Source organism: Candidatus Salinivivens marinus, assembly GCF_965655845.1.
Lineage (GTDB): Bacteria > Pseudomonadota > Alphaproteobacteria > Rhodobacterales > Rhodobacteraceae > Salinivivens > Salinivivens marinus.
Map to the genome: position 1 here is coordinate 111,251 of NZ_CBFHHX010000003.1, position 21,281 is coordinate 132,531.

22 protein-coding genes are annotated in these 21,281 nt (G+C 39.5%); 16 read left to right on the forward strand and 6 right to left on the reverse strand.

What is annotated here, in order from left to right; translation table 11 throughout:
• Positions 1 to 11 precede the first annotated feature (11 nt).
• Positions 12 to 473, reverse strand: coding sequence for a thioesterase family protein (locus ACTF5Q_RS04240; protein WP_438953432.1), 462 nt, complete (start codon positions 471 to 473; stop codon positions 12 to 14).
• A gap of 107 nt (positions 474 to 580) precedes the next feature.
• Between ACTF5Q_RS04240 and ACTF5Q_RS04245 the strand changes: the two genes are divergently transcribed.
• Positions 581 to 1,555 carry an NAD(P)H-binding protein gene (locus ACTF5Q_RS04245; RefSeq protein ID WP_438953433.1) on the forward strand — a complete coding sequence of 325 codons (975 nt, stop codon included), beginning with the start codon at positions 581 to 583 and terminating at the stop codon, positions 1,553 to 1,555.
• Positions 1,556 to 1,774: 219 nt separating this feature from the next.
• Positions 1,775 to 1,981, forward strand: coding sequence for a cold-shock protein (locus ACTF5Q_RS04250; RefSeq protein ID WP_438953434.1), 207 nt, complete (start codon positions 1,775 to 1,777; stop codon positions 1,979 to 1,981).
• A gap of 11 nt (positions 1,982 to 1,992) precedes the next feature.
• Here the strand turns inward: ACTF5Q_RS04250 and ACTF5Q_RS04255 are convergent, their stop codons facing one another.
• Positions 1,993 to 2,244 carry a hypothetical protein gene (locus ACTF5Q_RS04255; RefSeq protein ID WP_438953435.1) on the reverse strand — a complete coding sequence of 84 codons (252 nt, stop codon included), beginning with the start codon at positions 2,242 to 2,244 and terminating at the stop codon, positions 1,993 to 1,995.
• Positions 2,245 to 2,378: 134 nt separating this feature from the next.
• Here ACTF5Q_RS04255 and ACTF5Q_RS04260 point away from each other — a divergent pair, with 134 nt between their 5' ends.
• The 3 genes from ACTF5Q_RS04260 to ACTF5Q_RS04270 all read left to right on the forward strand — a co-directional run bounded on the left by ACTF5Q_RS04260 (position 2,379) and on the right by ACTF5Q_RS04270 (position 5,406).
• Positions 2,379 to 3,359 carry a tripartite tricarboxylate transporter substrate binding protein gene (locus tag ACTF5Q_RS04260; RefSeq protein ID WP_438953436.1) on the forward strand — a complete coding sequence of 327 codons (981 nt, stop codon included), beginning with the start codon at positions 2,379 to 2,381 and terminating at the stop codon, positions 3,357 to 3,359.
• Between the two features lie 61 nt (positions 3,360 to 3,420).
• Positions 3,421 to 3,903 carry a tripartite tricarboxylate transporter TctB family protein gene (locus ACTF5Q_RS04265; protein ID WP_438953437.1) on the forward strand — a complete coding sequence of 161 codons (483 nt, stop codon included), beginning with the start codon at positions 3,421 to 3,423 and terminating at the stop codon, positions 3,901 to 3,903.
• Positions 3,904 to 3,912: 9 nt separating this feature from the next.
• Positions 3,913 to 5,406 (forward strand): tripartite tricarboxylate transporter permease, encoded by a 1,494-nt coding sequence (locus ACTF5Q_RS04270; protein WP_438953438.1) that lies wholly within the window; start codon positions 3,913 to 3,915, stop codon positions 5,404 to 5,406.
• Positions 5,407 to 5,439: 33 nt separating this feature from the next.
• On the opposite strand, the gene speB is transcribed toward ACTF5Q_RS04270, so the two are convergent.
• Positions 5,440 to 6,390, reverse strand: coding sequence for an agmatinase (gene speB, locus ACTF5Q_RS04275; protein ID WP_438953439.1), 951 nt, complete (start codon positions 6,388 to 6,390; stop codon positions 5,440 to 5,442).
• A 171-nt stretch (positions 6,391 to 6,561) separates the two neighbouring features.
• Here speB and ACTF5Q_RS04280 point away from each other — a divergent pair, with 171 nt between their 5' ends.
• Positions 6,562 to 7,737 (forward strand): iron-containing alcohol dehydrogenase, encoded by a 1,176-nt coding sequence (locus ACTF5Q_RS04280; protein ID WP_438953440.1) that lies wholly within the window; start codon positions 6,562 to 6,564, stop codon positions 7,735 to 7,737.
• Between the two features lie 9 nt (positions 7,738 to 7,746).
• Here ACTF5Q_RS04280 and ACTF5Q_RS04285 read toward each other — a convergent pair whose 3' ends face one another.
• From ACTF5Q_RS04285 to ACTF5Q_RS04295, 3 genes are all read right to left on the reverse strand, one after another.
• A complete protein-coding gene (locus tag ACTF5Q_RS04285) occupies positions 7,747 to 7,935 on the reverse strand; it encodes a hypothetical protein (RefSeq protein ID WP_438953441.1) in 189 nt (62 codons plus the stop codon).
• 122 nt (positions 7,936 to 8,057) lie between these two features.
• A complete protein-coding gene (locus ACTF5Q_RS04290; RefSeq protein WP_438953442.1) occupies positions 8,058 to 8,384 on the reverse strand; it encodes a nuclear transport factor 2 family protein in 327 nt (108 codons plus the stop codon).
• A gap of 124 nt (positions 8,385 to 8,508) precedes the next feature.
• Entirely contained in the window at positions 8,509 to 8,946 is a 438-nt protein-coding gene (locus ACTF5Q_RS04295; protein WP_438953443.1) for a hypothetical protein, read from the reverse strand.
• A 298-nt stretch (positions 8,947 to 9,244) separates the two neighbouring features.
• Here ACTF5Q_RS04295 and ACTF5Q_RS04300 point away from each other — a divergent pair, with 298 nt between their 5' ends.
• The 10 genes from ACTF5Q_RS04300 (at position 9,245) to ACTF5Q_RS04345 (ending at position 21,245) form a co-directional block, all read left to right on the forward strand.
• Complete coding sequence (locus tag ACTF5Q_RS04300; RefSeq protein ID WP_438953444.1) at positions 9,245 to 11,566, forward strand: efflux RND transporter permease subunit; 2,322 nt, start codon at positions 9,245 to 9,247, stop codon at positions 11,564 to 11,566.
• A gap of 19 nt (positions 11,567 to 11,585) precedes the next feature.
• A complete protein-coding gene (locus ACTF5Q_RS04305; protein WP_438953445.1) occupies positions 11,586 to 12,368 on the forward strand; it encodes an outer membrane lipoprotein-sorting protein in 783 nt (260 codons plus the stop codon).
• On the forward strand, positions 12,368 to 13,519 hold the full coding sequence (locus ACTF5Q_RS04310) for a hypothetical protein (RefSeq protein WP_438953446.1): 1,152 nt from the start codon (positions 12,368 to 12,370) through the stop codon (positions 13,517 to 13,519). Before ACTF5Q_RS04305 ends, ACTF5Q_RS04310 begins: the two co-directional genes overlap by 1 nt.
• 178 nt (positions 13,520 to 13,697) lie before the next feature.
• A complete protein-coding gene (locus ACTF5Q_RS04315; protein ID WP_438953447.1) occupies positions 13,698 to 14,729 on the forward strand; it encodes a LacI family DNA-binding transcriptional regulator in 1,032 nt (343 codons plus the stop codon).
• Between the two features lie 116 nt (positions 14,730 to 14,845).
• Positions 14,846 to 16,150, forward strand: a complete 1,305-nt coding sequence (locus ACTF5Q_RS04320) for an ABC transporter substrate-binding protein (RefSeq protein ID WP_153691196.1) — start codon at positions 14,846 to 14,848, stop codon at positions 16,148 to 16,150.
• 106 nt (positions 16,151 to 16,256) lie between these two features.
• Positions 16,257 to 17,123, forward strand: a complete 867-nt coding sequence (locus ACTF5Q_RS04325) for a carbohydrate ABC transporter permease (RefSeq protein WP_153691197.1) — start codon at positions 16,257 to 16,259, stop codon at positions 17,121 to 17,123.
• Between the two features lie 12 nt (positions 17,124 to 17,135).
• Positions 17,136 to 17,966 (forward strand): carbohydrate ABC transporter permease, encoded by an 831-nt coding sequence (locus ACTF5Q_RS04330; RefSeq protein ID WP_438953448.1) that lies wholly within the window; start codon positions 17,136 to 17,138, stop codon positions 17,964 to 17,966.
• An 11-nt stretch (positions 17,967 to 17,977) separates the two neighbouring features.
• Positions 17,978 to 18,982 (forward strand): ABC transporter ATP-binding protein, encoded by a 1,005-nt coding sequence (locus tag ACTF5Q_RS04335; RefSeq protein WP_438953449.1) that lies wholly within the window; start codon positions 17,978 to 17,980, stop codon positions 18,980 to 18,982.
• Positions 18,979 to 19,752: an L-iditol 2-dehydrogenase gene (locus tag ACTF5Q_RS04340; RefSeq protein WP_438953450.1), complete on the forward strand. Its 774-nt coding sequence runs from the start codon at positions 18,979 to 18,981 to the stop codon at positions 19,750 to 19,752. Before ACTF5Q_RS04335 ends, ACTF5Q_RS04340 begins: the two co-directional genes overlap by 4 nt.
• Positions 19,752 to 21,245, forward strand: coding sequence for a mannitol dehydrogenase family protein (locus ACTF5Q_RS04345; protein ID WP_438953451.1), 1,494 nt, complete (start codon positions 19,752 to 19,754; stop codon positions 21,243 to 21,245). Before ACTF5Q_RS04340 ends, ACTF5Q_RS04345 begins: the two co-directional genes overlap by 1 nt.
• The last annotated feature ends 36 nt before the right edge of the window (positions 21,246 to 21,281 follow it).

A 21,281-nucleotide genomic window follows, 5' to 3' on the forward strand; every position in this document is an offset into this window, starting at 1 on the left:
TGAGTTTGAGGTTAATCGTGCAAAGTCAGCTTTCGGCTTCGGCGATGAAAAACATTGTTTGGTTGCTCTAAAAGTTTTTTAAAACTTTCATATATTTCTAGCGGCATTTCAGTAACTTTTGGCCTTGGGTTTGTATTTATATGAGCTTGCAGCATCTCTGAGGTAGCCACTAAAGTGTCCTGTACGGACATTTCAGAATGCAAGATAAATTTCTTTTTATCAGCATCCACAAGACTTGTTCTAATCACCAATTCGGAACCTAATTTTACCTCATTCAAGTAAAATTTATGATCTTCTAAGACGTATATAGTGCATCCAGATTGGGTTCTGTACCTCTCATCAAACCCAACGCAGTCCTGAAAGTGGTCGACTGCGTAGCTAAACGCTAATCCATAATATGCGTCTTGCATGTGTTTATTGTAATCGATCCATTCTGATTTAACAGGCTGATTAAAAACAAATTCGTTTAACATGGTGAGAAACGGTTTCTTTTCTAAAAATTACAGGTAAGATAATTGACAAATATCTAGCCATGATATGTATCGTAATGTACTTTCATCAATAAGATTTTATAAACGCATTGGTTTCTGGATCTAAAAAAAAAGTTTTGGTGGCTGGCGCTACCGGTTATATCGGTAAAGCCGTTGTAGCGGAGTTACTTGATAGAGACTACATTGTATTCGCAATTGTCAGGAAAGAAAATCGGTTAGAATATTCGGATCAAAGTAATCTCAATGTTATTTCATTGGAAATTGGAGAAAATTCAGATTGGACTAAGCAACTTCCAAAAATTGATATTATAATTTCCTGTCTTGCGAGCAGGTCTGGATGTGAGCGCGATGCAAATTTTGTGGATTATAGTTTAAATTCCGATCTGTTGTATTTTGCTCTAAAAATAAAACTTCAACATTTTATTCTTTTATCAGCCATTTGCATTCAAAAGCCTAAGCTTGCATTTCAACGTGCAAAATTGAGATTTAACAGTAAACTAGTGGCTTCTGGGTTGAGATACTCTATAGTATTACCCACCGCTTTTTTTAAATCGTTGTCAGGTCAGGTTAATCGCATAAAAAATGGAAAGTCTTTTATAGTATTTGGAAATGGTAAACGGACCAGTTCGCTTCCAATTTCAGAGATAGATTTAGCAAAATATATTGTTAAATGTATTGAATCTGAGGAAAGTTGGAACAAATCGCTTCCAGTAGGTGGGCCTGGACCGGCAGTGACTCCTCTGGATCAAGCAAAAATGCTTTTTGAGATATTTGATAAGCCAAAGAAAATAAAACATATATCCCCACGCTTTTTCGACTTTGCTTTAATTTTATTATTCCCAGTTTCTTTTTTTTCTCAAAAAATAAAAGACAAGGTAGAATTAATAAAAATTGGTAAATATTACGCCGAAGAATCGATGCTCTTTTATGATGTTGACGTAGATGCATACGACGCGAGTAAAACTCCTCAATTTGGTGAAAATTTGCTTTATGAATATTACTGTTCGTTACGTGATGAGCCCGAAAAAATACCTGATATGGGGTCACAAAAGCTATTTAGTTGAATGAAAATTTTCTTTACTACCGCATGTATCAAAGCTGGTACTTTCACTTTGGTATTTATTTCCGCTTTTTTACACAAGTTAAATAGCTTGCCCTTTTGAAAGTCTTCGGCTATTTCACAGTTAGTTTACTAATATCGATCGCTGATCCTAAAAGACAGTCTCTCGAAGTTGGAAGACTAGGTCAACAAGGGGGAAACCCTTAAACAAGGAGAAAGATTGATGGCTACAGGTACAGTAAAATGGTTCAACGGAACAAAAGGTTTTGGTTTCATTGCTCCAGATGAAGGTGACGCTGATATTTTTGTACATATTTCACAAGTTCAACAGTCAGGTCTTAATGACCTACAGGATAATCAAAAAGTATCTTTTGACATTGAGGAAGGTCGAAACGGTAAAAACCAAGCTACAAACATAAAATTAGCTTGATCCAAGCTTATTTAATCTGCTTGTAATATCGCCCGTTCCCATTCTTTTAAAAATTTTTGCTTTTTAAATTGGTCTAAAAAAACCATTAGACCGGGTCCGAGCACGATCCGGTTTAATGTGGTTTCTTCGAACCTATTTAAATCCGAATTGTATAGTTCATCCGTTACGTTTGCCCCATACACCGTTTGAAGGACATGATCTATAAATTGTTTTGCTGATCGTTCGTTGCTAGAACTTACTGGAAGGATCATTGATCTAGACATCACAGTTGTCATATCTGCAGGATAAATGACATTGTATTTTTTTCTCAGTGGATGGTTGTTTGCGTAACTGCCTAAAACATTGTAGGCAATTTCATGGGCAGAATCGCCCTTTATGTCAATTGGGAGGAAATTTTATGACATTGAAATTTGGCCGAAGAGCTGTGGTTGCTGCTGCCGCTGTACTGTCTTTTGCAAATCCAGTATTTGCCGGAGGGCATCAAGTAGTTGATAGTATACATTTTTTGATTCCAGGAGGAGCTGGCGGTGGTTGGGATGGCACAGCTAGGGGTACTGGAGAGGCTTTGACCAATGCTGGTTTAGTTGGTTCAGCATCATTTGAAAATATGTCTGGAGGCGGTGGCGGTAAAGCAATCGGTTATCTTATAGAGAACGCAGCTTCGAACCACGGCACACTAATGGTTAATTCAACTCCAATCGTAATAAGATCACTCACGGGTGTTTTCCCTCATAATTTTAGAGATCTTACTCTAGTAGCTGGAACTATTGGTGACTACGCTGCGTTGGTCGTTGGTAAAGATAGCTCATTGAATTCAATGGGAGATTTGATGAGTGCATATCGTGCAGATCCTAGTGGAACGGCAATCGGTGGAGGATCTGTCCCAGGAGGCATGGATCACCTCGTGGCCGCTATGGTTATGCAGGCAGCTGGGGAAGACCCAACAGCAGTCAAGTATATCCCTTATGACGCGGGTGGAGACGCTATGGCCGCTTTGCTTTCTGGTGAAATAAATGCACTTTCAACAGGATTTTCCGAGGCTGTAGCTCTAGCACAAGCTGGTGAGGTGAAAATTCTTGGTGTAACATCTGACGCTAGGGTGCCAGCATATGATGGTGCTCCTACAATGAAAGAGCAGGGAATAGATACATCCTTTGTTAATTGGCGCGGTTTCTTTGCCGCTCCTGGTTTGCCTTCAGACACTTTGGCTGCATATCAAGATGCACTTACCAAAATGTACGAAACTCCTGAGTGGGAAGCTGTAAGATCACGTAATGGTTGGGTCAATATCCACAACAATGGTGATGATTTTCGAGTATTTTTGGAAAATCAAGAAAAAGTCATTGGTGATTTAATGCGCCAATTGGGTTTTCTTTAAATAAATTAGAAATCGGCTTACTATTCTGTAAGCCGATTTTCTTTTCCGGTATTACTACATCATGTCGTTGGATCGTTGGATTGCATTAGTTATATTAAGTATATCTCTGCTGTATTCATATGCTGCATTTTTTACTATGGACCAGCTATTGCCTCCGTTTATGCAACGAAATCCTATTTGGCCATCGACATTTCCTAAGATTTTAGGCGTATTATCAATTTTGGTATCAGCCATTATTGTTCTTGGGTTTGAAAAAAATAAAGATATTAAAGATGGGGCGGAGATCGATTACAGACGTCTTTTTGATTATAATATTGGTCAAGCGGTATTTCTAATCGTAATGATGGCTGCTTACGCTCTTTCTCTGCGCCCGTTAGGCTTTTTTATCTCAACGATTACGTTTCTCACGGTTTCTGGTTACGCTCTAGGTGAACGCAAAATTTTTCGTCTGTTTTTTATAATTGCCATAGCGTCGTTTATTATCTGGTACTTGGTGGAGCAAGTATTGGGTATATATTTGCGGCCGCTTCCATCGATATTTTAGAGAGGCAACATGCTTGAAGGTCTATTGATTGGTCTAGAAACTGCATTTTCTCTGAAAAATTTATTTATGGTTATTGGTGGGTGTATCATCGGAACTTTTATAGGGATGCTGCCGGGTCTTGGTCCTATGTCCATAATTGCTATAATGATACCGGTTGCCATAACTTTAGGAGATCCATCCGCAGCCTTGATCCTGCTTGCAGGCGTTTATTATGGGGCAATCTTTGGGGGCTCTACTTCTTCTATTCTTTTAAATGCACCAGGCGTGGCTGGTACTGTCGCGACAAGCTTTGACGGCTATCCGATGGCCAGAGCGGGGAAAGCGGGCAAAGCACTAACAATAGCGGCAATTTCATCCTTCGCTGGTGGGACTATTGGTGCAATATTGCTTATGATATTTGCGCCAGCTTTGTCCTCAGTGGCATTGTTGTTCCATTCAGCAGAGTATTTTGCTTTAATGATTGTTGGATTGAGTGCGATAGCTGCCTTCGCGGGAAGTGGTCAAGTAGCTAAGGCAATCTTAATGACACTGCTGGGTTTGATGATGGCCACAGTAGGTGAGGGGGCATTATTTAACATGCCTCGATTTACTATGGGGCTAATGGATTTGCAGTCTGGTTTTAGTTTCATAACTCTAGCAATGGCAATTTTTGCCCTTCCAGAAGCAATTTTTTTAGTTTTAAACCCAGCAAGAGCTGCACACAGTGAAAGTGGAAAAATTGAGAATTTACGTATTACAAAACAAGAGGCAAAATCGATAGCTCCAGTAATAGGGCGGCAGTCTGCTCAAGGATTTTTTATTGGCGTTTTGCCCGGTGCGGGAGCGACTATTGCCTCATTTTTGGGATATGCGGTTGAACGCAATATTGCGCCTGAGCATGAGAAGAAAGAGTTTGGTAAAGGATCTATAAAAGGGCTGGCAGCCCCTGAAACAGCAAACAATGCAGCTTGTACTGGGTCATTTGTGCCTCTTTTAACGTTGGGAATTCCTGGGTCAGGTACAACGGCTATCTTACTAGGTGCTTTAATTGCATTAAATGTAAGCCCAGGTCCAAGATTAATGACAGATGAACCACAGATTTTTTGGGCCGTCATCATTTCAATGTACATTGGGAATGTAGTGTTGCTTATTCTGAATTTACCCCTAATTCCCTACATCGCGAAAGTACTTACAATACCTAGAACGTTTCTTATCCCGTTTATCTTATTTTTTACTCTCATGGGAAGCTACATTGGACAAAACAACTCCACTGAACTTTTAATCCTGGTTGGGCTTGGAGTTTGTGCCACAATAATGAGATTTGCTAATTATCCAATGGCACCTTTACTTATCGGATTTATATTGGGTCGCATGCTAGAAGATAATTTTAGCAGGTCTATGCAACTGTATGATGGTATTAATTTTATCGTTGAGAGACCTATGACAATGATCCTCTTACTTCTCGCGGCTTTTTTGGTTGTCTTACCGTATTTGCGATTAGCCAAATCAAAGAAAACAGATTAGGTATTGCTGGGTTTTGAAAGCAATCTGAGACTATTATTGATTATGGAAAATGAACCCAAGAAAATTTAAAAGAAGTTGAGCCGCAAGTATTGTGGTTGATCCAGAGTGATCGTAATCAGGGGCAACTTCCACCAAATCTATACCCACAACCTTATTTTGCTTTGCTAGACACTGTAATATTTCGAGAACGTCATAGTATAGAAAGCCACCATGGCTAGGCGTACCGGTTCCAGGAGCAATCGACGGACAAAAAGCGTCTATATCGATAGTAACGTAAACTTTTGCGTCTTTAGGAATTCTGCCCACTAATTTTTTGGGACCGATTTTTCGCGTTTGGCGAACTGACAATATATCTGAGTTCATTGCCTTTGCACTATCATATCCTTCTTTTGCAGTGGAACTTACATTTCTGATCCCAACTTGGGTAAGCCCAGTAACATAGCTTTTTTCAGCAGCTCTTCGCATTGGGTTTCCATGGCCATATTTTACACCATGCCTTATATCTACAAAGTCGAGGTGTGCATCTATTTGAAGTATGTGAATTGGGCCATAATTTGAAAAGGCATTTACACATGGAATATTTACCGAATGGTCCCCTCCAAGCACAACTGGTAAAGCACCTGCGCTTATTATAGACCTGACCCCATCTTCAATATTTTTATGACTTTTTTTTGTGTCGGTGTGAATAATGTCTGCATCCCCAATATCCACAATCCTAACGTTTTCGTTTAAGTAAGTTATGTCGTCTTCATGATCATATGCGCCCGAATGTCCGAAACTGAACAAAGTTGATGCTTCACGAATGCCTCTTGGTCCAAACCGAGCTCCAGCTCGCCACTGCGTGCCAAAGTCAAAGGGTGCGCCCAGAACTGCTACATCCGCATTAATTTGTGACCAGTCTGTAACCAACTCACGCTTTGCAAATGTAGAAACACCTACAAATGGCAAATTTAATCTGCCGGTTTCATAGCCATGATCTGACATTAATTTCTCCTTCAAATAATCGATATGTTAAGCTGTAGAATAAATTAAACCAACTAAAACCTCTTCATGCATGCAAAGTCTGAGAGAAATTACCCTTGCATTTTTAAGCTTATGCGCAAAAACATTTAAATCAGAAGTTCAATGCTGAAAATTGGTAAAGGATATTCTTTAATGACTTATAATAGCTTTCATGAATATAAAGATTGGGGATTTCCAGTTCCTATATTTTACGGTCCGGGACGTATCTCGGATATCAGCTCGATTTGTAAAAATTTAGAAATTCAAAATCCTCTAATTGTGACTGACAAAGGAAGCGCCCAGTTATCATTTATTAAGGAGTTAAGCAGCCTATTATCCAGGGATGGAATTGCCAGTGAGCTATTTTTTGAGATTTCTCCTAATCCAGTAGGTTATGAAATTGAGGCCGGATGTAATGCATATAGAGATGGAAACCATGATGCTATAATTGGTATCGGTGGAGGAAGCGGCATGGATGGGGCAAAAGCCATTTGTCTTACTGTAAACAATGAGATTGATTTATGGGCTTTTGATTACAATAAACCGGTACCACAGGTAAATGTCACAAATCCATTTCCGAAATTAATTATGATACCTACAACTGCTGGTACAGGTGCTGAGACTGAAAGTACTGCAATGGTAACAGATTCTGAAAAGGGTATGAAGTTCTGTCTTGATCATCCTAGGCTAAAGATTAGTGCGGCCGTCCTTGATCCAGTGCTGACCGTTGGGTTGCCTCCTTACTTAACGGCCTGGACGGGCGTTGATGCATTAACGCATGCAATTGAAGCATATACTGTCCCTGATTTTAATCCTTTGTGTGATGGTGCAGCTATTGAAGCACTAAAATTAATCGGTAAATATTTGATACCTGCAGTTGAGCAACCGGAGAACCTAGAGGCTCGTGGTGGCATGCTGGTTGGATCTTGCTTGGCGGGAGTTTCATTTCTGAAAGGGCTTGGTTTTGTTCATGCCATTTCGCACATGATCGGTGCGGAGTTTGATACCCAGCATGGCTTGACAAATGCAATCGTATTGCCAACAGTTCTTCGCTATAATCTTCCTTCTTTAGAGGAAAAGCGTCACCAAATGGCTCACGCTTTAAACATTAAAAATAAGACCAGTGATGGATTTATAAAAGAAATAGAGGCCAGGCTTGACCGACTTAACATACCTAAATCTTTGAGTGAAATTGGTGTGCCGTTCGATTGTTCGGGCCGAATTGCTGATAAAGCGATGCTTGATAGTGCCGCGTCCACAAATCCGGTAGCTGGGGACGCATCAGACCTAAGAAATCTAATTGAACAAGCTATTAAAAAAGCTAGGTAGAGTTAGTAACTAAAAACGATCTATCGTAAGAAATTGCTCTTTTTTCTGCTCAAGGCTCCACCTACCTAGATTAGGCGATATTTCATTAGCAGCCGTAGATCCAATTATTTCATTGAACGCGAAGTTAGCTTTTTGGACAATATCATTTGTTGTTTCAAAAAGGTCTGATTTAGTTTGTATTTGTTTTTTACACAGCATATTTACCCCCGTTTATAAGTTATATACGAGAGCAAAGCCCGTGCCAGATCAAAAAAAATTATTTAAATCATGGTGATAAAGAATACAAATAAGGGCTCAAGCTTGTAAGTGGCAAAAACTTGTTATTTAAGTGGTGTTGCCCCAGTTTCGACTTTTATGAACTTATTATTCCTTTTTGTCCAAACTGCTAGGACTGCTTCTTTTGTTCCATCAGGAAAAGACATAAAACTATGTTCTACCAGAATATCATCGTTTTCATATACGCATCTTTGGTCTGTGACTTCTAGACTATCGCTTGACATCATACCCCGAACCATTTCGGCAAATTCTTGTTTGCTGCGTTCCGTTTGATTTTGATGGCTTACCATCACAAAATCCTCGTCAATCATAGAAAGAAAGGCGTCCACGTCCCTTGTTTCATTAGTTTTAACCATTTTATCATATAGCATTATAAATCTCCTTCTGAATTTTAAGTTTAAGATTGAAAATATTTAGCACAAGTACATGAATTGTATCTGTTATAATGTCATTACTAATTAGAAGATAACTCTGACATTTAAAATTGGCAGCATATCAAAAACCAATTCTGGTCGTTGTTATTGATATACCCGTTAGAACTGCCAACAGTGCTAAACGGTTTAAAACAGTTAAATTCTTGAGAAATTTCTCTTTAGGCGGTGCATTTATCTTAGCTCTTCTTACCAGGTATAAGTTAACAATAACCGTTGAAATTAGAAGAATGCTGGCACCAATAATTTTGAAGGTAAAAGCCCAACCCATATTCAAAGTTCCATAAATCTCTATAGCTAGCCACACGCCAGAAATCCAAATTAAAATCATTGCAATTAATGATAGTTTAACCAATTTTAACATTGTCTCTTGCACTTCATCGGAGGGAGGTATCCCGCTAGATTTATGCGCTTTTATAAGCAATGGATTAGCGACCCCTGCACCGCCTGCCAAAAATAGTGCAACGTAGTGTAAAATTTTTAATGCAATTATTAAGTTCAAATGTGCAGTCCCGATTTGCAAAAGATACTTTTGTGTCTTTACGCAAGGTTATCTAGTTTTCGTCTTGCAAACAACAAGATTGCTGCATAACTCCTCCAGTGGTCAGCTAATTATCTTCCGACTTAAGTTTGATTCATTTTTGGGCAAATCATCACAAATTGTGGAAAACTTAAACTTTGTGTTGGTTTTTATAGATATTTTGTGCCTTTGAAAAATAAGAAGTGGTCTGTCATACCACTGTCATGAGAACTGGCGATTATTGTTGTCTAACAAGTTTGTAAACTGAAATGGAGCTAATATGACTTTAACAAATTCTTCTTATGGAGAAACGCTGCTGAATAATCGTCTAGTAGCAATCATTTTTCTACTACTACTTACCGTTGGAATGTCTTTTGGCGCTAAGAATCTTTATTTTGATAATGATTATCGAGCATTTTTTGGTAAGACTAATCCACAACTTGACGCTTTTGAGAGGCTCCAGAAAACGTATACTAAAATTGACAATGTTCAATTTGCTGTTGAGCCAAAACCAGGCAGTAATGCCAGTTCCGTTCAAATACTATCTGCTATTGAAGAGTTAACTGAATTAGCATGGCAGATCCCGTATTCCTTGCGTGTCGACAGTATATCTAATTATCAGCACACAGAGGTAGATGAAGACGATCTGCTTGTGGAAGATCTCTATGAATTCGCAGAAGAGTTGGACGAACAAAAACTAGAGGCAATACGCAAGATAATTTCAACGGAACCTTCTATCATTGGCAGAATTCATGATCCCAAACATAGATCTACTGCTGTGACGGCTACCGTTCAACTGCCAGGAAAAGATCCTATGGAGGTCGTTGAGGTTGTAGAAGCATCTAGATTGCTCAAGGAGACAATCGAACGAAATCATGATGTAAAGTTAAGGCTCGGGGGTATTGCAGTTTTCAACAACGCCTTTCTGGAGGCATCTCAAAATGATATGATGACGTTAATGCCTGCCATGTATTTGGTCATTCTTGTGGTTACCTACTTGATGATAAGATCAATTTACGCAACGGCAATGGTCGTGCTTATTATCGTTCCAAGTATTACATTTGCGATGGGGTTTGGTGGGTGGATTGGCGTTGGATTAACGCCACCGTCAGCGAGTGCTCCAACGGTGATTACGACATTAGCCGTCGCAGACTCTATTCATTTTCTTGTCACAATGTTCCAGCGAATGAAAGCTGGGCATAGTCAACGTGACTCAATTATTTACAGTTTGAGTGTTAACGGTAAGCCTATTTTTTTAACATCAATCACAACGGCTGTTGGTTTTTTATCCTTAAACTTTTCTGACTCGCCGCCGTTTCACGATTTAGGAAATATCACAGCCGCGGGCGTAATGGCAGCTTGGCTTTTTTCCGTTATGTTGCTTCCTATTTTAATGAGTTTTGTGACTGTAAAACCTAGAGAAACGCTTGGCTTTCTAAACAATTATATGGGAAAGATGGGTGAGTTTATTTCTTCAAAATATAAGGCAGTTCTACTTGTATCAATTTTTATCTCGGTGCTTGTAACAGCAGCAATTACAAGGAACGAAATCAATGACGACTTTCTCAAATATTTTGATGAAGATATAACCTTTAGAGCAGATACTGATTGGATTAGCCAAAACTTAACCGGTCTCAATCAAATACAATTTGATATGCAGTCAAAAAAGCCAAATGGTATAAGCGATCCCGTGTTTCTGAATAAACTTGAAAGATTTGCTAATTGGGCTCGAAATCATGAAGTTGTAACAAATGTTCAGAGTATAACTGATGTTTTCAAGCGCTTGAATAGAGATCTAAATGGAGGAGACGTAGAGTTTTATAGAATACCAGAAAACCGTGAACTGTCTGCGCAGTATCTTCTTCTATATGAATTGTCACTTCCATTTGGTTTGGATCTCAATAATCAAATTGATATTGATAAGTCATCGACACAAGTAATTGTAACAATTGACGATTTGACTACAAATCAAATCAAAGCTTGGATCTCGGAAGCAGAAACTTTTCTAGAGAATGAGTTGGGAATGGATACTGTCGCCGCAGGCCCGACTGTAATGTTTTCGTACATAGCTGAGAGAAATATTCAAGGCATGTTGTGGGGAACTTTATATGCTGTTTTGATTATTTCAGGCATTATTCTTATTGCTTTGAAAGATGTAAGGCTGGGACTACTTAGCTTGGTTCCAAACGTACTTCCTGCTGCACTAGCTTTCGGAGTATGGGGTCTCTTTGTTGGTCAGGTAAATATGGCCGTAGCGGTAGTAACTGGTATGGCACTTGGAGTGATAGTGGATGATAGTGTACATTTTTTAACAAAATATCAGCTGGCAAGAAAAAATGATAATTTGTCTGCAGAAAAGGCCGTGGTGTCTGCATTTAGTGGGGTCGGTACCGCACTGCTAGTTACCACGATTATTTTAGTTGCTGGTTTTGCTATTTTGGCACAGTCAAGTTTTGGGCTGAACAGTGCAATGGCTAGCTTAACAGCCATAGCGCTGTTTATGGCGCTTGTCGCAGACTTAACTATTTTACCCGCATTACTCATCCTGTTAGATAGAAAAATTAACAAAAGTAATGCTTCAGATAATGTCGTTACCGCTTAATTTGATAAAAGGAAAAATCATGAAATCTTTTAGAATTATTCTTATAGTTTTATTATCCTATCTGTTTATTGGGAGCGTTTATGCTTCTGAAGGTAAGGGACTTGAAATAGCGACAGAGGTAGATGTTAGGGATCGGGGGTTTGGCGATACCACGTCTACAATGACGATGACCTTGTTTGATCAATATGGAAACTCTACATCAAGGAAAATCAGAAATAGAACTCTCGAAGGTACAGATGAGGGCGATTTGTCGCTCGTAATTTTTGATACTCCCGCCGACGTTAAGGGCACAGCTTTCCTTTCGCATACTAAGAAATCAGGATCGGATGACCAGTGGTTATATTTGCCAGCTCTTAAGCGAGTAAAACGAATTGCTTCATCGAACCAAGCAGGACCATTTATGGGCAGCGAGTTTGCCTACGAAGATATTTCAAGCCAGGAACTCGAAAAGTACACGTACAAATACTTGCGAAATGAGGATTACCAAGGATTGGATTGCTTTGTTTTGGAGTATGATCCAATCGATCGCAAGAGTGGCTACTCGAAGCAAATTGTTTGGATTGATACAAATGAATATAGATCTCACAAAATCGAGTTTTATGATCGAAAGGAAAGTTTGCTTAAGACGCTAGTCTATAAAAACTATTCTAAATATATTGGTAAATTTTGGCGAGCGGATGTATTTGAGATGGAAAACCATCAAACGGGAAAAAAGACTATATTGGAATTCGACGACTGGAAGTTCCAAACTGGATTGTCTGCAAAAGACTTCAATAAGAAATCGCTTAAAAAAGTTCGGTGATGGGCTATTTTGCAAGAATATCATGTGTTTGGCTCCTGCTGGCCATACAAGTTAAAGCAGAGACAAGCGGTTCACTAGAAATTACGGGATCTTATTTTCCCAAGTCTTTAGGTGCTAGTTTCGATACAAATATTACTGCTGAAGCCAAAGTCATAGGCTATGAAGAGTTAGATGACTTTCAGCTTGAATATGAAATTATTATAAGAAAAAGTCTCAACGATAATGGCAAGGATATCATTGAGCCGCGTCAACTTTTTCTTTCGAAGACGTTCGGCGATATAGATGTTTATCTCGGCTATAGGCATACGTTCTGGGGAGTTGCCGAAAGTAGAAATGTTGTTGACTTGATAAACCAGCAAGACTTGGCTGCAGGTATTTCTGCTGACAATAAATTGGGTGCACCCTCTATTTCGATTGAGACTTACTTAGGTTCTGGAGAGTTGCAATATTGGTATATTCCTCGGTTCCGTGAAAGAACTTTTAACGATGCAAATGCCCATCCAGGATTTGGAATGTCAGTTTCGCCGTCACAGTTTGCACACGTAAAAGGGTCTAAAGCAAGAGATCAAGCATTAAGGTATGCAAACTCGATTGGTGATATTGACTATGCACTAAGTATATTTGACGGAACTGCACGAGAGCCATTATTTATAGTTCAAGAATTAGACCCGCCAACTATTGCCCCATATTATGAGCGAATGCGTTCAGTCGGTTTAGAGTTGCAGTATACTGGAGAATCGATCCTGTATAAATTCGAGGGTTTAATGGGAACTCAAAGTGGAAAAGATTTCGATGCAGTAGTTTTGGGAACAGAAAAAACTGTTTATTCGGTTTTCGAAACTCAATGGGATATGGGCGTACTTTTCGAATACCAATATGATGACAGGGCTCAAGCGCTAATAGACCGGATGATTGTCTCTGGAGTTAGATTAACAGCTAACGATGAGTTCGACACTAATTTTCTTGTTTTATATACGGTTGATGATGCTTTTAGCCAGTCTCTATTTGGTTTGGAGGTTTCTAGGCGGCTCCGTAATGGGATGACTTTAGATATAAATTATTTACTTTATCAGTCTGACAGACAAAATTTACCATTCTACTCACTCGTGGATGACAGTGAGCTAAGTTTAACCCTTGGGTATTATTTCTAAAAGTATTTTAGATAGATTTCGTGTTCATAGGTACTTTTTAAATTTTCTAGGTTGAATGGGCATACTCGAATATTTTACCTGATTTGTGTTATTCAAAATGAACTTTCTTTTTTCATATTGATTTTTATCGCGCGGAAAGATTATGTAAGTTTTGGGAAAGAATTTTGAAAATACTTTTATGGATAGTACAAAAATACGTAATATGGAGGAGTTTGCTGCTTTCAGTGGGGTTTCAAGACCAACTGTTTCAAGGTTTTTTCATGATCCAGACAGTGTTCGACGGGTAACAAGAGAAAAACTTGAGCGAGCGTTAGAAAGGTGTGATTATCGTCCAAATATATTTGCAATTAACCAAAATAGAAAATTAACTAAAAATTTGGGTATTGTAGTTCCATATTTGGCAGATCCATTTTTTGCTGAAATTGCAAGACGTATAGAAACTTTGATAATTGCTGCTGGTTATCGGCCAATATTATTGAGTTCGCACGGTGATACGCGTCTTGAAATTGAGAACTTAGATTCCCTTCGTGCAATTAAACCTGCGGGTGTTCTGCTCGCGCCATTGGGACGAAGCTCTGATATATCGGCCATTGAAAAATTTTGTTTAGATGTGCCAACAGTTCTATTTGACTCTAATATAGATGGGGTAGGGGAAGCTTTTGTGGGGCACGATAACTTTCAAGCAACATCAGTTATGATTGAATATTTAACGAGGACAGGAGAACCTCCTGTCTTTTTCGAAATGCGAGATCCACCTAACCCTAATGCTGGAAAGAGAAGAAAAGCCTACCTCGAGTCCATGAGCAAAAAAGAACTAGACCAACAAATAATTCAAATTGATGGAGATGGCTGGCAGCTAGAAGAAATTGGTTACCGTGGTGCGGTCAAGGCTATCAAAGGAAAAGAGTTATCTCGTTCTACGGTGTTCTGTAGTAATGATCGGCTTGCTATCGGATTTCTAACAGCAGCTTATGAGTTGGGTTTAAAGGTTGGGTTAGGTTCTGATTGTGACTTGCGCGTGGCTGCTCATGATAATCATCCAGTTTCACATTTTACGTGTCCCCGATTGACCACTATCTCGCATAACTTTGCAGCAATTGCGCAGAAGAGCGTTGATACAATTATGGACCTAATCGAATCAGGAGAGCGTAGCCAAGAAAGAAAAACAACTCTCTTTGATGGTGAGCTCATAATGAGGGCATCTGCTTAACTAACTGAAAATAAACAATATAAAATAATAAATTTACGCGCGTAAAGAAAAATATTGACGCCTGATGCAGTTGGTGAGTAGGCTGAAATTATGATTTAATTTTGGGAGGAAGTCGTATGTCTTTGAAAAACATACTTAAAGCAGCCACTGCTATTTCGGTTTTGACCGTTAGCGCAGCAGCAGCTGATAATCTGGTTATAGCTACGGTTAACAACGGTGATATGATCCGAATGCAAGGTTTAACGGATGATTTTACTGCAAAAACTGGTCACACGGTTGAATGGGTTACTTTAGAAGAAAACGTTCTAAGGCAGCGCGTGACAACGGATATTACAACAAAGGGTGGTGCATTCGATATAATGACTATCGGCATGTATGAAACGCCAATTTGGGGATCTAATGGTTGGTTAGTACCACTCGATGATCTGAGTGCTGAATATAATGTCGGTGATATATTACCTGCTATGTCCGGTGGTTTAAGTCATGATGGTACTCTCTATGCTGCACCATTTTACGGCGAAAGCTCTATGATTATGTATCGGACTGATTTAATGAAGGCGGCTGGGTTGGAAATGCCTGCGGCGCCTAGTTGGTCATTCATTGCCAAGGCAGCACGTCACATGACTGACCGTGACAAGGGAATAAATGGTATTTGCCTTCGTGGTAAAGCAGGCTGGGGTGAAGGCGGTGCTTTCATAACGGCTATGTCGAATTCATTTGGCGCTCGTTGGTTTGATGAAGATTGGAATGCACAATTCGATACTCGTGAGTGGTCAGATACTCTTAATTTCTTTGTTAATATGATGACTGACTCTGGCCCTGCAGGGTATGCAACAAATGGTTTTAACGAAAATTTATCACTATTTCAGCAGGGTAAATGTGGAATGTGGATTGATGCAACAGTTGCGGCATCTTTTGTAACTAATCCTAAAGATTCTACCGTAGCTGACAAAGTAAGTTTTGCGCTGGCACCCGATAATGGAATGGGGGTCAGGTCAAACTGGCTATGGGCATGGGCTCTTGCCGTGCCGGCAGGTACGCAGAAAGAAGCTGCAGCAAAGCAGTTTATCGAGTGGGCGACTTCTAACTCCTATATAGAGTTGGTTGCGGCAAATGAAGGCTGGGCAAATGTTCCACCTGGTGCAAGAACTTCTTTGTATGAGAATCCAAATTATACATCCGTACCATTTGCAAAAATGACCTTGGACTCGATTCTTTCAGCTGATCCAAATAACTCTACAGTTGATCCTTCTCCATATGTCGGCATTCAGTTTGCAGCAATTCCAGAATTTGCAGGAATAGCTACGGAGGTAAGTCAAGAGTTCTCCGCGGTCTATGCTGGACAGCAATCGATAGCAGATGCTCTGGCAAAAGCTCAAGCAATTACTAACGATGCAATGGAAGCCGCTGGTTACCGCTAGGCGTACTCCCAATTGTCGAGGGGCGAAAGTATTTTCGCCCCTTGGCTAGTGCAATTTTCTATCTAATAATTAAGACATCTGCGACATCAGTTAAGAAGGGATGGCAATGTCTACACAGCAATCTAGATCAGCTGCAAAAGTGATGTTGGCTCCAGCCGTCGTATTGCTAATGGCTTGGATGTTGGTCCCACTTTCAATGACTTTATATTTCTCTTTTAAAAAATACCTTCCTTTGAGAGGGGGAGATTTAGGTTGGGTGGGGTTTGATAATTATACCCGTTTCGTTTCTTCAAGTTCTTTTTGGCCTGCGATTGGTACAACACTTCTTATAGTTGGTGGTGTTTTGTTTATTACAGTGACCTTGGGAATTCTTTTTTCGTTACTGCTCAATCAGCCTTTTTGGGGCCAAGGTATTGTAAGAATTATGTTTATTGCCCCATTTTTTGTAATGCCTACTGTTTCTGGGTTGGTTTGGAAGAACATGTTCATGGATCCAGTAAATGGTTTTTTTGCGCACTTATCCAGGGCTTTTGGATCAGAACCAATCCAATGGTTAAGCCAAGAATCTATTTTATCATTAACGATCATCTTAAGTTGGCAGTGGTTACCTTTTGCCACTCTAATCCTTTTAACAGCGATACAATCGCTAGATAGTGAACAGATTGAAGCAGCAGAAATGGACGGTGCTCGTTTATTAGGAAGGTTTTGGTTTATAATTATTCCACATTTGGCACGTGCAATTACTATAGTTATTTTGATCCAAACTATATTCTTACTCGCAATTTTTGCTGAGATATTTGTTACAACCGCTGGTGCTTTTGGAACAAAAACTTTGACCTATTTAATTTTCCAAAGAGTACTAGAAAGTCAAAACGTTGGTTTGGGCTCCGCTGGAGGCGTATATGCGATTATCCTCGCAAATATAATAGCCATTTTTCTTATGCGCATTGTTGGAAAAAATTTGAGTGACTAAGGATTAATTATTATGGCCCGTGCTAGTTCAAAACGAAGTAAGATAATTAATTCTCTGATTGCTTGGACACTTGGTTTGATTATATTCTTTCCAATTTTATGGATCATAATTTTATCATTCAAGACCGAGGGTGATGCAATAAGAAGTCCAATTGCCGTAGTTATTTCAAACTGGACTTTTGATAATTATTTTGTGGTTCAAGATCGTTCAGATTATTTCAAACACTTTTACAACTCGGTATTTATAGCTCTAGGATCGACTTTTTTAGGAATCTTGATAGCTGTGCCTGCATCATGGTCAATGGCTTTTGTTCCCTCCAAAAGAACCAGAGGTATTCTTTTATGGATGCTATCAACAAAAATGCTTCCAGCCGTAGGCGTTCTATATCCGATTTACATACTTTTCATTGCGCTGGGGATTTTAGATAGCCGTATAGGATTAGTTGTGGTTTTGATGCTTATGAATTTGCCAATTATTGTTTGGATGCTCTATACATATTTTCGAGAAATACCTGAAGAAATTCTTGAAGCTTCCAGAATGGACGGGGCTGGATTGCGAGAAGAAATACTTTTTGTTTTAGCTCCAATGGCTTTACCAGGTATAGCTTCAACAGTCCTGCTCAATATTATTTTGGCTTGGAATGAGGCTTTTTGGACATTAAACTTAACGGCTGCTAAAGCTGCTCCTCTAACGGCATTTATAGCGAGTTATTCGAGCCCTGAGGGTTTGTTCTATGCAAAACTTAGTGCTGCCTCCGTTATGGCCATTGCTCCGATCCTAATAATGGGTTGGTTCAGCCAAAAGCAACTTGTGCGTGGACTAACCTTTGGCGCAGTTAAGTAAGGAATGAACTAATGAGCCACATTCACTTAAAAGATGTTTCAAAAAAATTCGGTGATACGGAAGTTATTCCTCCGTTAAACTTAGAAATCAAGGATGGTGAGTTTGTTGTATTTGTTGGTCCTAGTGGTTGTGGAAAATCTACTTTGCTGCGATTAATTGCTGGCCTGGAAGATGTATCATCTGGAAGAATTTTAATTAATGGTGAAGATGCAACCGAGGTATCACCTGCTAAACGAAAGTTAGCAATGGTTTTTCAGTCTTATGCGCTCTATCCACATATGACAGTTAGAAAAAACATAGCATTTCCGCTTAGAATGGCTGGCTTAAGCAGCACTGAGCAGGGCAAGAAAGTGGAAGATGCCGCAAAAGTATTAAACCTAAGCGAGTACCTTGACAGAAAACCTGGCCAATTGTCTGGAGGTCAAAGGCAAAGGGTTGCAATTGGCAGAGCAATTGTCCGTGAACCGCAAGCATTTCTGTTTGATGAACCACTATCAAATCTTGACGCAGCATTAAGAGTTGGAATGCGGGTTGAAATTTCAGAACTGCATAAGCGTTTAGCTACAACCATGATTTATGTCACCCATGACCAAATTGAGGCAATGACTATGGCTGACAAAATTGTGGTGCTTCAAAATGGCAGGATTGAGCAGGTCGGTACCCCTTTAGATTTATATCGCTCCCCACTTAATGTATTTGTCGCTGGTTTTATTGGTAGTCCGAAAATGAACATAATTGAAGGGCCTCAAGCTTCAAAATATAAATCTGCAAGTATTGGTATAAGGCCAGAGCATATAGCAATATCGGATAGTACTGGAACTTGGAAGGGCACAATTGGTGTTTCAGAGCAGCTAGGTTCTGATACATTTTTTCACGTCAAATGTGAGTTTCAAGATCAGTCCATTACTGTAAGAGCAATCGGGGGTTTGGAACTAGCATATGGCCAAACCGTATTTTTAACACCTGAGAAAGAACATCTCCACCGCTTTGACAAGGATGGCTTGAGAATAAAATGACCCGTTTATTTGGAAAATCTGCATTTATTACGGGAGCTGCTCAGGGCATTGGCTTTGAGTTAGCGAAAGCATACGTGGCGGAAGGTGCAAAAGTTGCATTGGCCGATATAGATCAGAAAAAAGTAAGAAAAGCTGCATTGGAACTGGGCGATACAGCTTTTGCAGTAGAATTAGATGTTAGAGATCAAGAAAGTATAAACCTAGCGGTTGAGCAGGCAATCGATGAAATGGGCTGTATAGATATATTAATAAATAATGCAGCCTTATTTACGGCTGCTCCAATTACCGATATTGATCGAGACGATTACTTAAATGTTTTTTCTGTTAATGTTTCAGGTGTGTTGTTTACCATGCAGGCTGTTGCACGACATATGATAGGTCGTGGTAATGGCGGTAAAATAATAAATATGGCCAGCCAAGCTGGAAGAAGAGGTGAGCCGTTGGTGGCAGTTTACTGCGCATCTAAAGCAGCTGTTATCAGCCTTACCCAGTCGGCAGGATTAAATCTAATAAAGTACGGTATTAATGTTAATGCAATTGCACCGGGTGTTGTTGATGGAGTGCATTGGGATGGAGTCGATGCCGCTTTTTCACAATTAGAAGGCCTTCCTTTAGGACAAAAGAAAAAAACTGTGGGCGCTGCGGTACCATTTGGTCGTATGGGCAAGCCCTCTGACTTAATTGGAATGGCGGTATTCTTGGCTACAAGTGAAGCAGATTACATCGTGGCGCAAACTTTTGGCGTTGATGGCGGTAATTGGATGAGCTGATGGATGAGTATAGCGAAATAACTGAATTAAAAAGTTTAAATAATAACCTTATTCCACAACTACCCAAGAAGGTGAAAGGTTTCAGGTATAATCGCTCTGACTTGAGTCCTGGAATTTTACATATAGGAGTTGGTAACTTTCATCGTGCACATCAGGCTTGGTACATACACCGATTGTTTGAAGAAGGATTGAATTTTGACTGGGCGATAGTTGGTGGTGGCGTTTGTGCTTTTGACAAGATTCAAAGAGAAAAATTAAAAAAACAAGATTTTCTTTCGACCTTAATTGAATTGGATCCAAGTGGTACTTCAGCTGAAGTAATTGGATCGATCATAGACTATGTTGAAGTTGAAGAAACAAATCAAGCATTAATAAAGGCAATGGTAAGCCCTGAAATAAGGATAGTTAGTCTAACTGTTACTGAGGGCGGCTACTATATGAATACAACATCGAAAGATTTCAATATTGATCACCCAGATATAAAAAAGGATATCGAAAACCCAACTTCTCCAAGAACAGTTTTCGGTGTAATGGTGGAAGCGCTGCGTTTGAGAAGGCAGCTAGGATATGGTCCTGTAACAGGACTTTGTTGCGATAATCTTGAGAAGAATGGTGTTGTTTTACATAGGGCAGTCACTAAACTTGCAGAGCAAATCGATCCTGATTTGGCTGAATGGATCAGTGAAAACTGTAGTTTTCCGTGTTCAATGGTAGATTGTATCGTTCCCAGTACTGGAGCATACGAATTGGAGTTGGTGCAAGCGTATAGTTTGAATGATAATGTCCCAGTTACTCATGAAAATTTTCGCCAATGGGTGATTGAGGATGATTTTTGCGCTGGAAGACCCGATCTAGAAAAAGTTGGTGTTATCTTCACAAAAAAAGTTCACTATTACGAAACAATGAAAATAAGATTGCTGAATGGTGGCCATCAAATAATCGCAAATGTTGGAGAATTGTTATCATTAGTCACTATATCAGATTGCATGCAAGACACCAGAATTGCATCTCTTTTTGTTAAGATTCTTAGTGAAGAAATTGCACCGCACGTAGACTCAGTTCCTAATAAAACGCCGGCAGAATATATTGAATTGATTCAGAAGCGTTTCTCTAATCCTACGGTAGTTGATACAACTCGAAGGGTAGCTTTTGATGGATCATCGAGGCATCCTGGGTTTTTAGTTCCATCCATAAATAAAGCAGTGGAGACTGGTTCGTCTATATCTGGACTTGCTCTTGCCGAAGCGATTTGGGCTCGCATGTGTGAGGGAACCCGTGAGGATGGTAGCAAAATTGAGCCTAATGATCCGAATTGGTTTGATTTAGAGCGAACGGCCAGAGTTGCTAAAGAAAAACCATCAGCTTGGTTGGATCAACGACAGTATTATGGTCATCTTAATTCCAATAAAATTTTTTCTGATACATTCGCAAATTGGTTAAGAAAAATATGGAATAGCGGAGTAGAGGCGGCTATTGATGATTATTTACAATAATTCCATTCGAAGAATATTTTACTATTTTCCAGATTT

Excerpts from the sequence above, each read along its gene's own strand:
- ACTF5Q_RS04330 (WP_438953448.1), top strand. The coding sequence starts at position 17,136 with ATGGCCCGTGCTAGTTCAAAACGAAGTAAGATAATTAATTCTCTGATT.
- ACTF5Q_RS04270 (WP_438953438.1), top strand. The coding sequence starts at position 3,913 with ATGCTTGAAGGTCTATTGATTGGTCTAGAAACTGCATTTTCTCTGAAA.
- ACTF5Q_RS04315 (WP_438953447.1), top strand. The coding sequence starts at position 13,698 with ATGGATAGTACAAAAATACGTAATATGGAGGAGTTTGCTGCTTTCAGT.
- ACTF5Q_RS04300 (WP_438953444.1), top strand. The coding sequence starts at position 9,245 with ATGACTTTAACAAATTCTTCTTATGGAGAAACGCTGCTGAATAATCGT.
- ACTF5Q_RS04255 (WP_438953435.1), bottom strand. The coding sequence starts at position 2,244 with ATGTCTAGATCAATGATCCTTCCAGTAAGTTCTAGCAACGAACGATCA.
- speB (WP_438953439.1), bottom strand. The coding sequence starts at position 6,390 with ATGTCAGATCATGGCTATGAAACCGGCAGATTAAATTTGCCATTTGTA.
- ACTF5Q_RS04265 (WP_438953437.1), top strand. The coding sequence starts at position 3,421 with ATGTCGTTGGATCGTTGGATTGCATTAGTTATATTAAGTATATCTCTG.
- ACTF5Q_RS04325 (WP_153691197.1), top strand. The coding sequence starts at position 16,257 with ATGTCTACACAGCAATCTAGATCAGCTGCAAAAGTGATGTTGGCTCCA.
- ACTF5Q_RS04320 (WP_153691196.1), top strand. The coding sequence starts at position 14,846 with ATGTCTTTGAAAAACATACTTAAAGCAGCCACTGCTATTTCGGTTTTG.
- ACTF5Q_RS04305 (WP_438953445.1), top strand. The coding sequence starts at position 11,586 with ATGAAATCTTTTAGAATTATTCTTATAGTTTTATTATCCTATCTGTTT.
- ACTF5Q_RS04250 (WP_438953434.1), top strand. The coding sequence starts at position 1,775 with ATGGCTACAGGTACAGTAAAATGGTTCAACGGAACAAAAGGTTTTGGT.
- ACTF5Q_RS04340 (WP_438953450.1), top strand. The coding sequence starts at position 18,979 with ATGACCCGTTTATTTGGAAAATCTGCATTTATTACGGGAGCTGCTCAG.
- ACTF5Q_RS04310 (WP_438953446.1), top strand. The coding sequence starts at position 12,368 with ATGGGCTATTTTGCAAGAATATCATGTGTTTGGCTCCTGCTGGCCATA.
- ACTF5Q_RS04285 (WP_438953441.1), bottom strand. The coding sequence starts at position 7,935 with ATGCTGTGTAAAAAACAAATACAAACTAAATCAGACCTTTTTGAAACA.
- ACTF5Q_RS04240 (WP_438953432.1), bottom strand. The coding sequence starts at position 473 with ATGTTAAACGAATTTGTTTTTAATCAGCCTGTTAAATCAGAATGGATC.
- ACTF5Q_RS04260 (WP_438953436.1), top strand. The coding sequence starts at position 2,379 with ATGACATTGAAATTTGGCCGAAGAGCTGTGGTTGCTGCTGCCGCTGTA.
- ACTF5Q_RS04280 (WP_438953440.1), top strand. The coding sequence starts at position 6,562 with ATGACTTATAATAGCTTTCATGAATATAAAGATTGGGGATTTCCAGTT.
- ACTF5Q_RS04335 (WP_438953449.1), top strand. The coding sequence starts at position 17,978 with ATGAGCCACATTCACTTAAAAGATGTTTCAAAAAAATTCGGTGATACG.
- ACTF5Q_RS04290 (WP_438953442.1), bottom strand. The coding sequence starts at position 8,384 with ATGCTATATGATAAAATGGTTAAAACTAATGAAACAAGGGACGTGGAC.
- ACTF5Q_RS04345 (WP_438953451.1), top strand. The coding sequence starts at position 19,752 with ATGGATGAGTATAGCGAAATAACTGAATTAAAAAGTTTAAATAATAAC.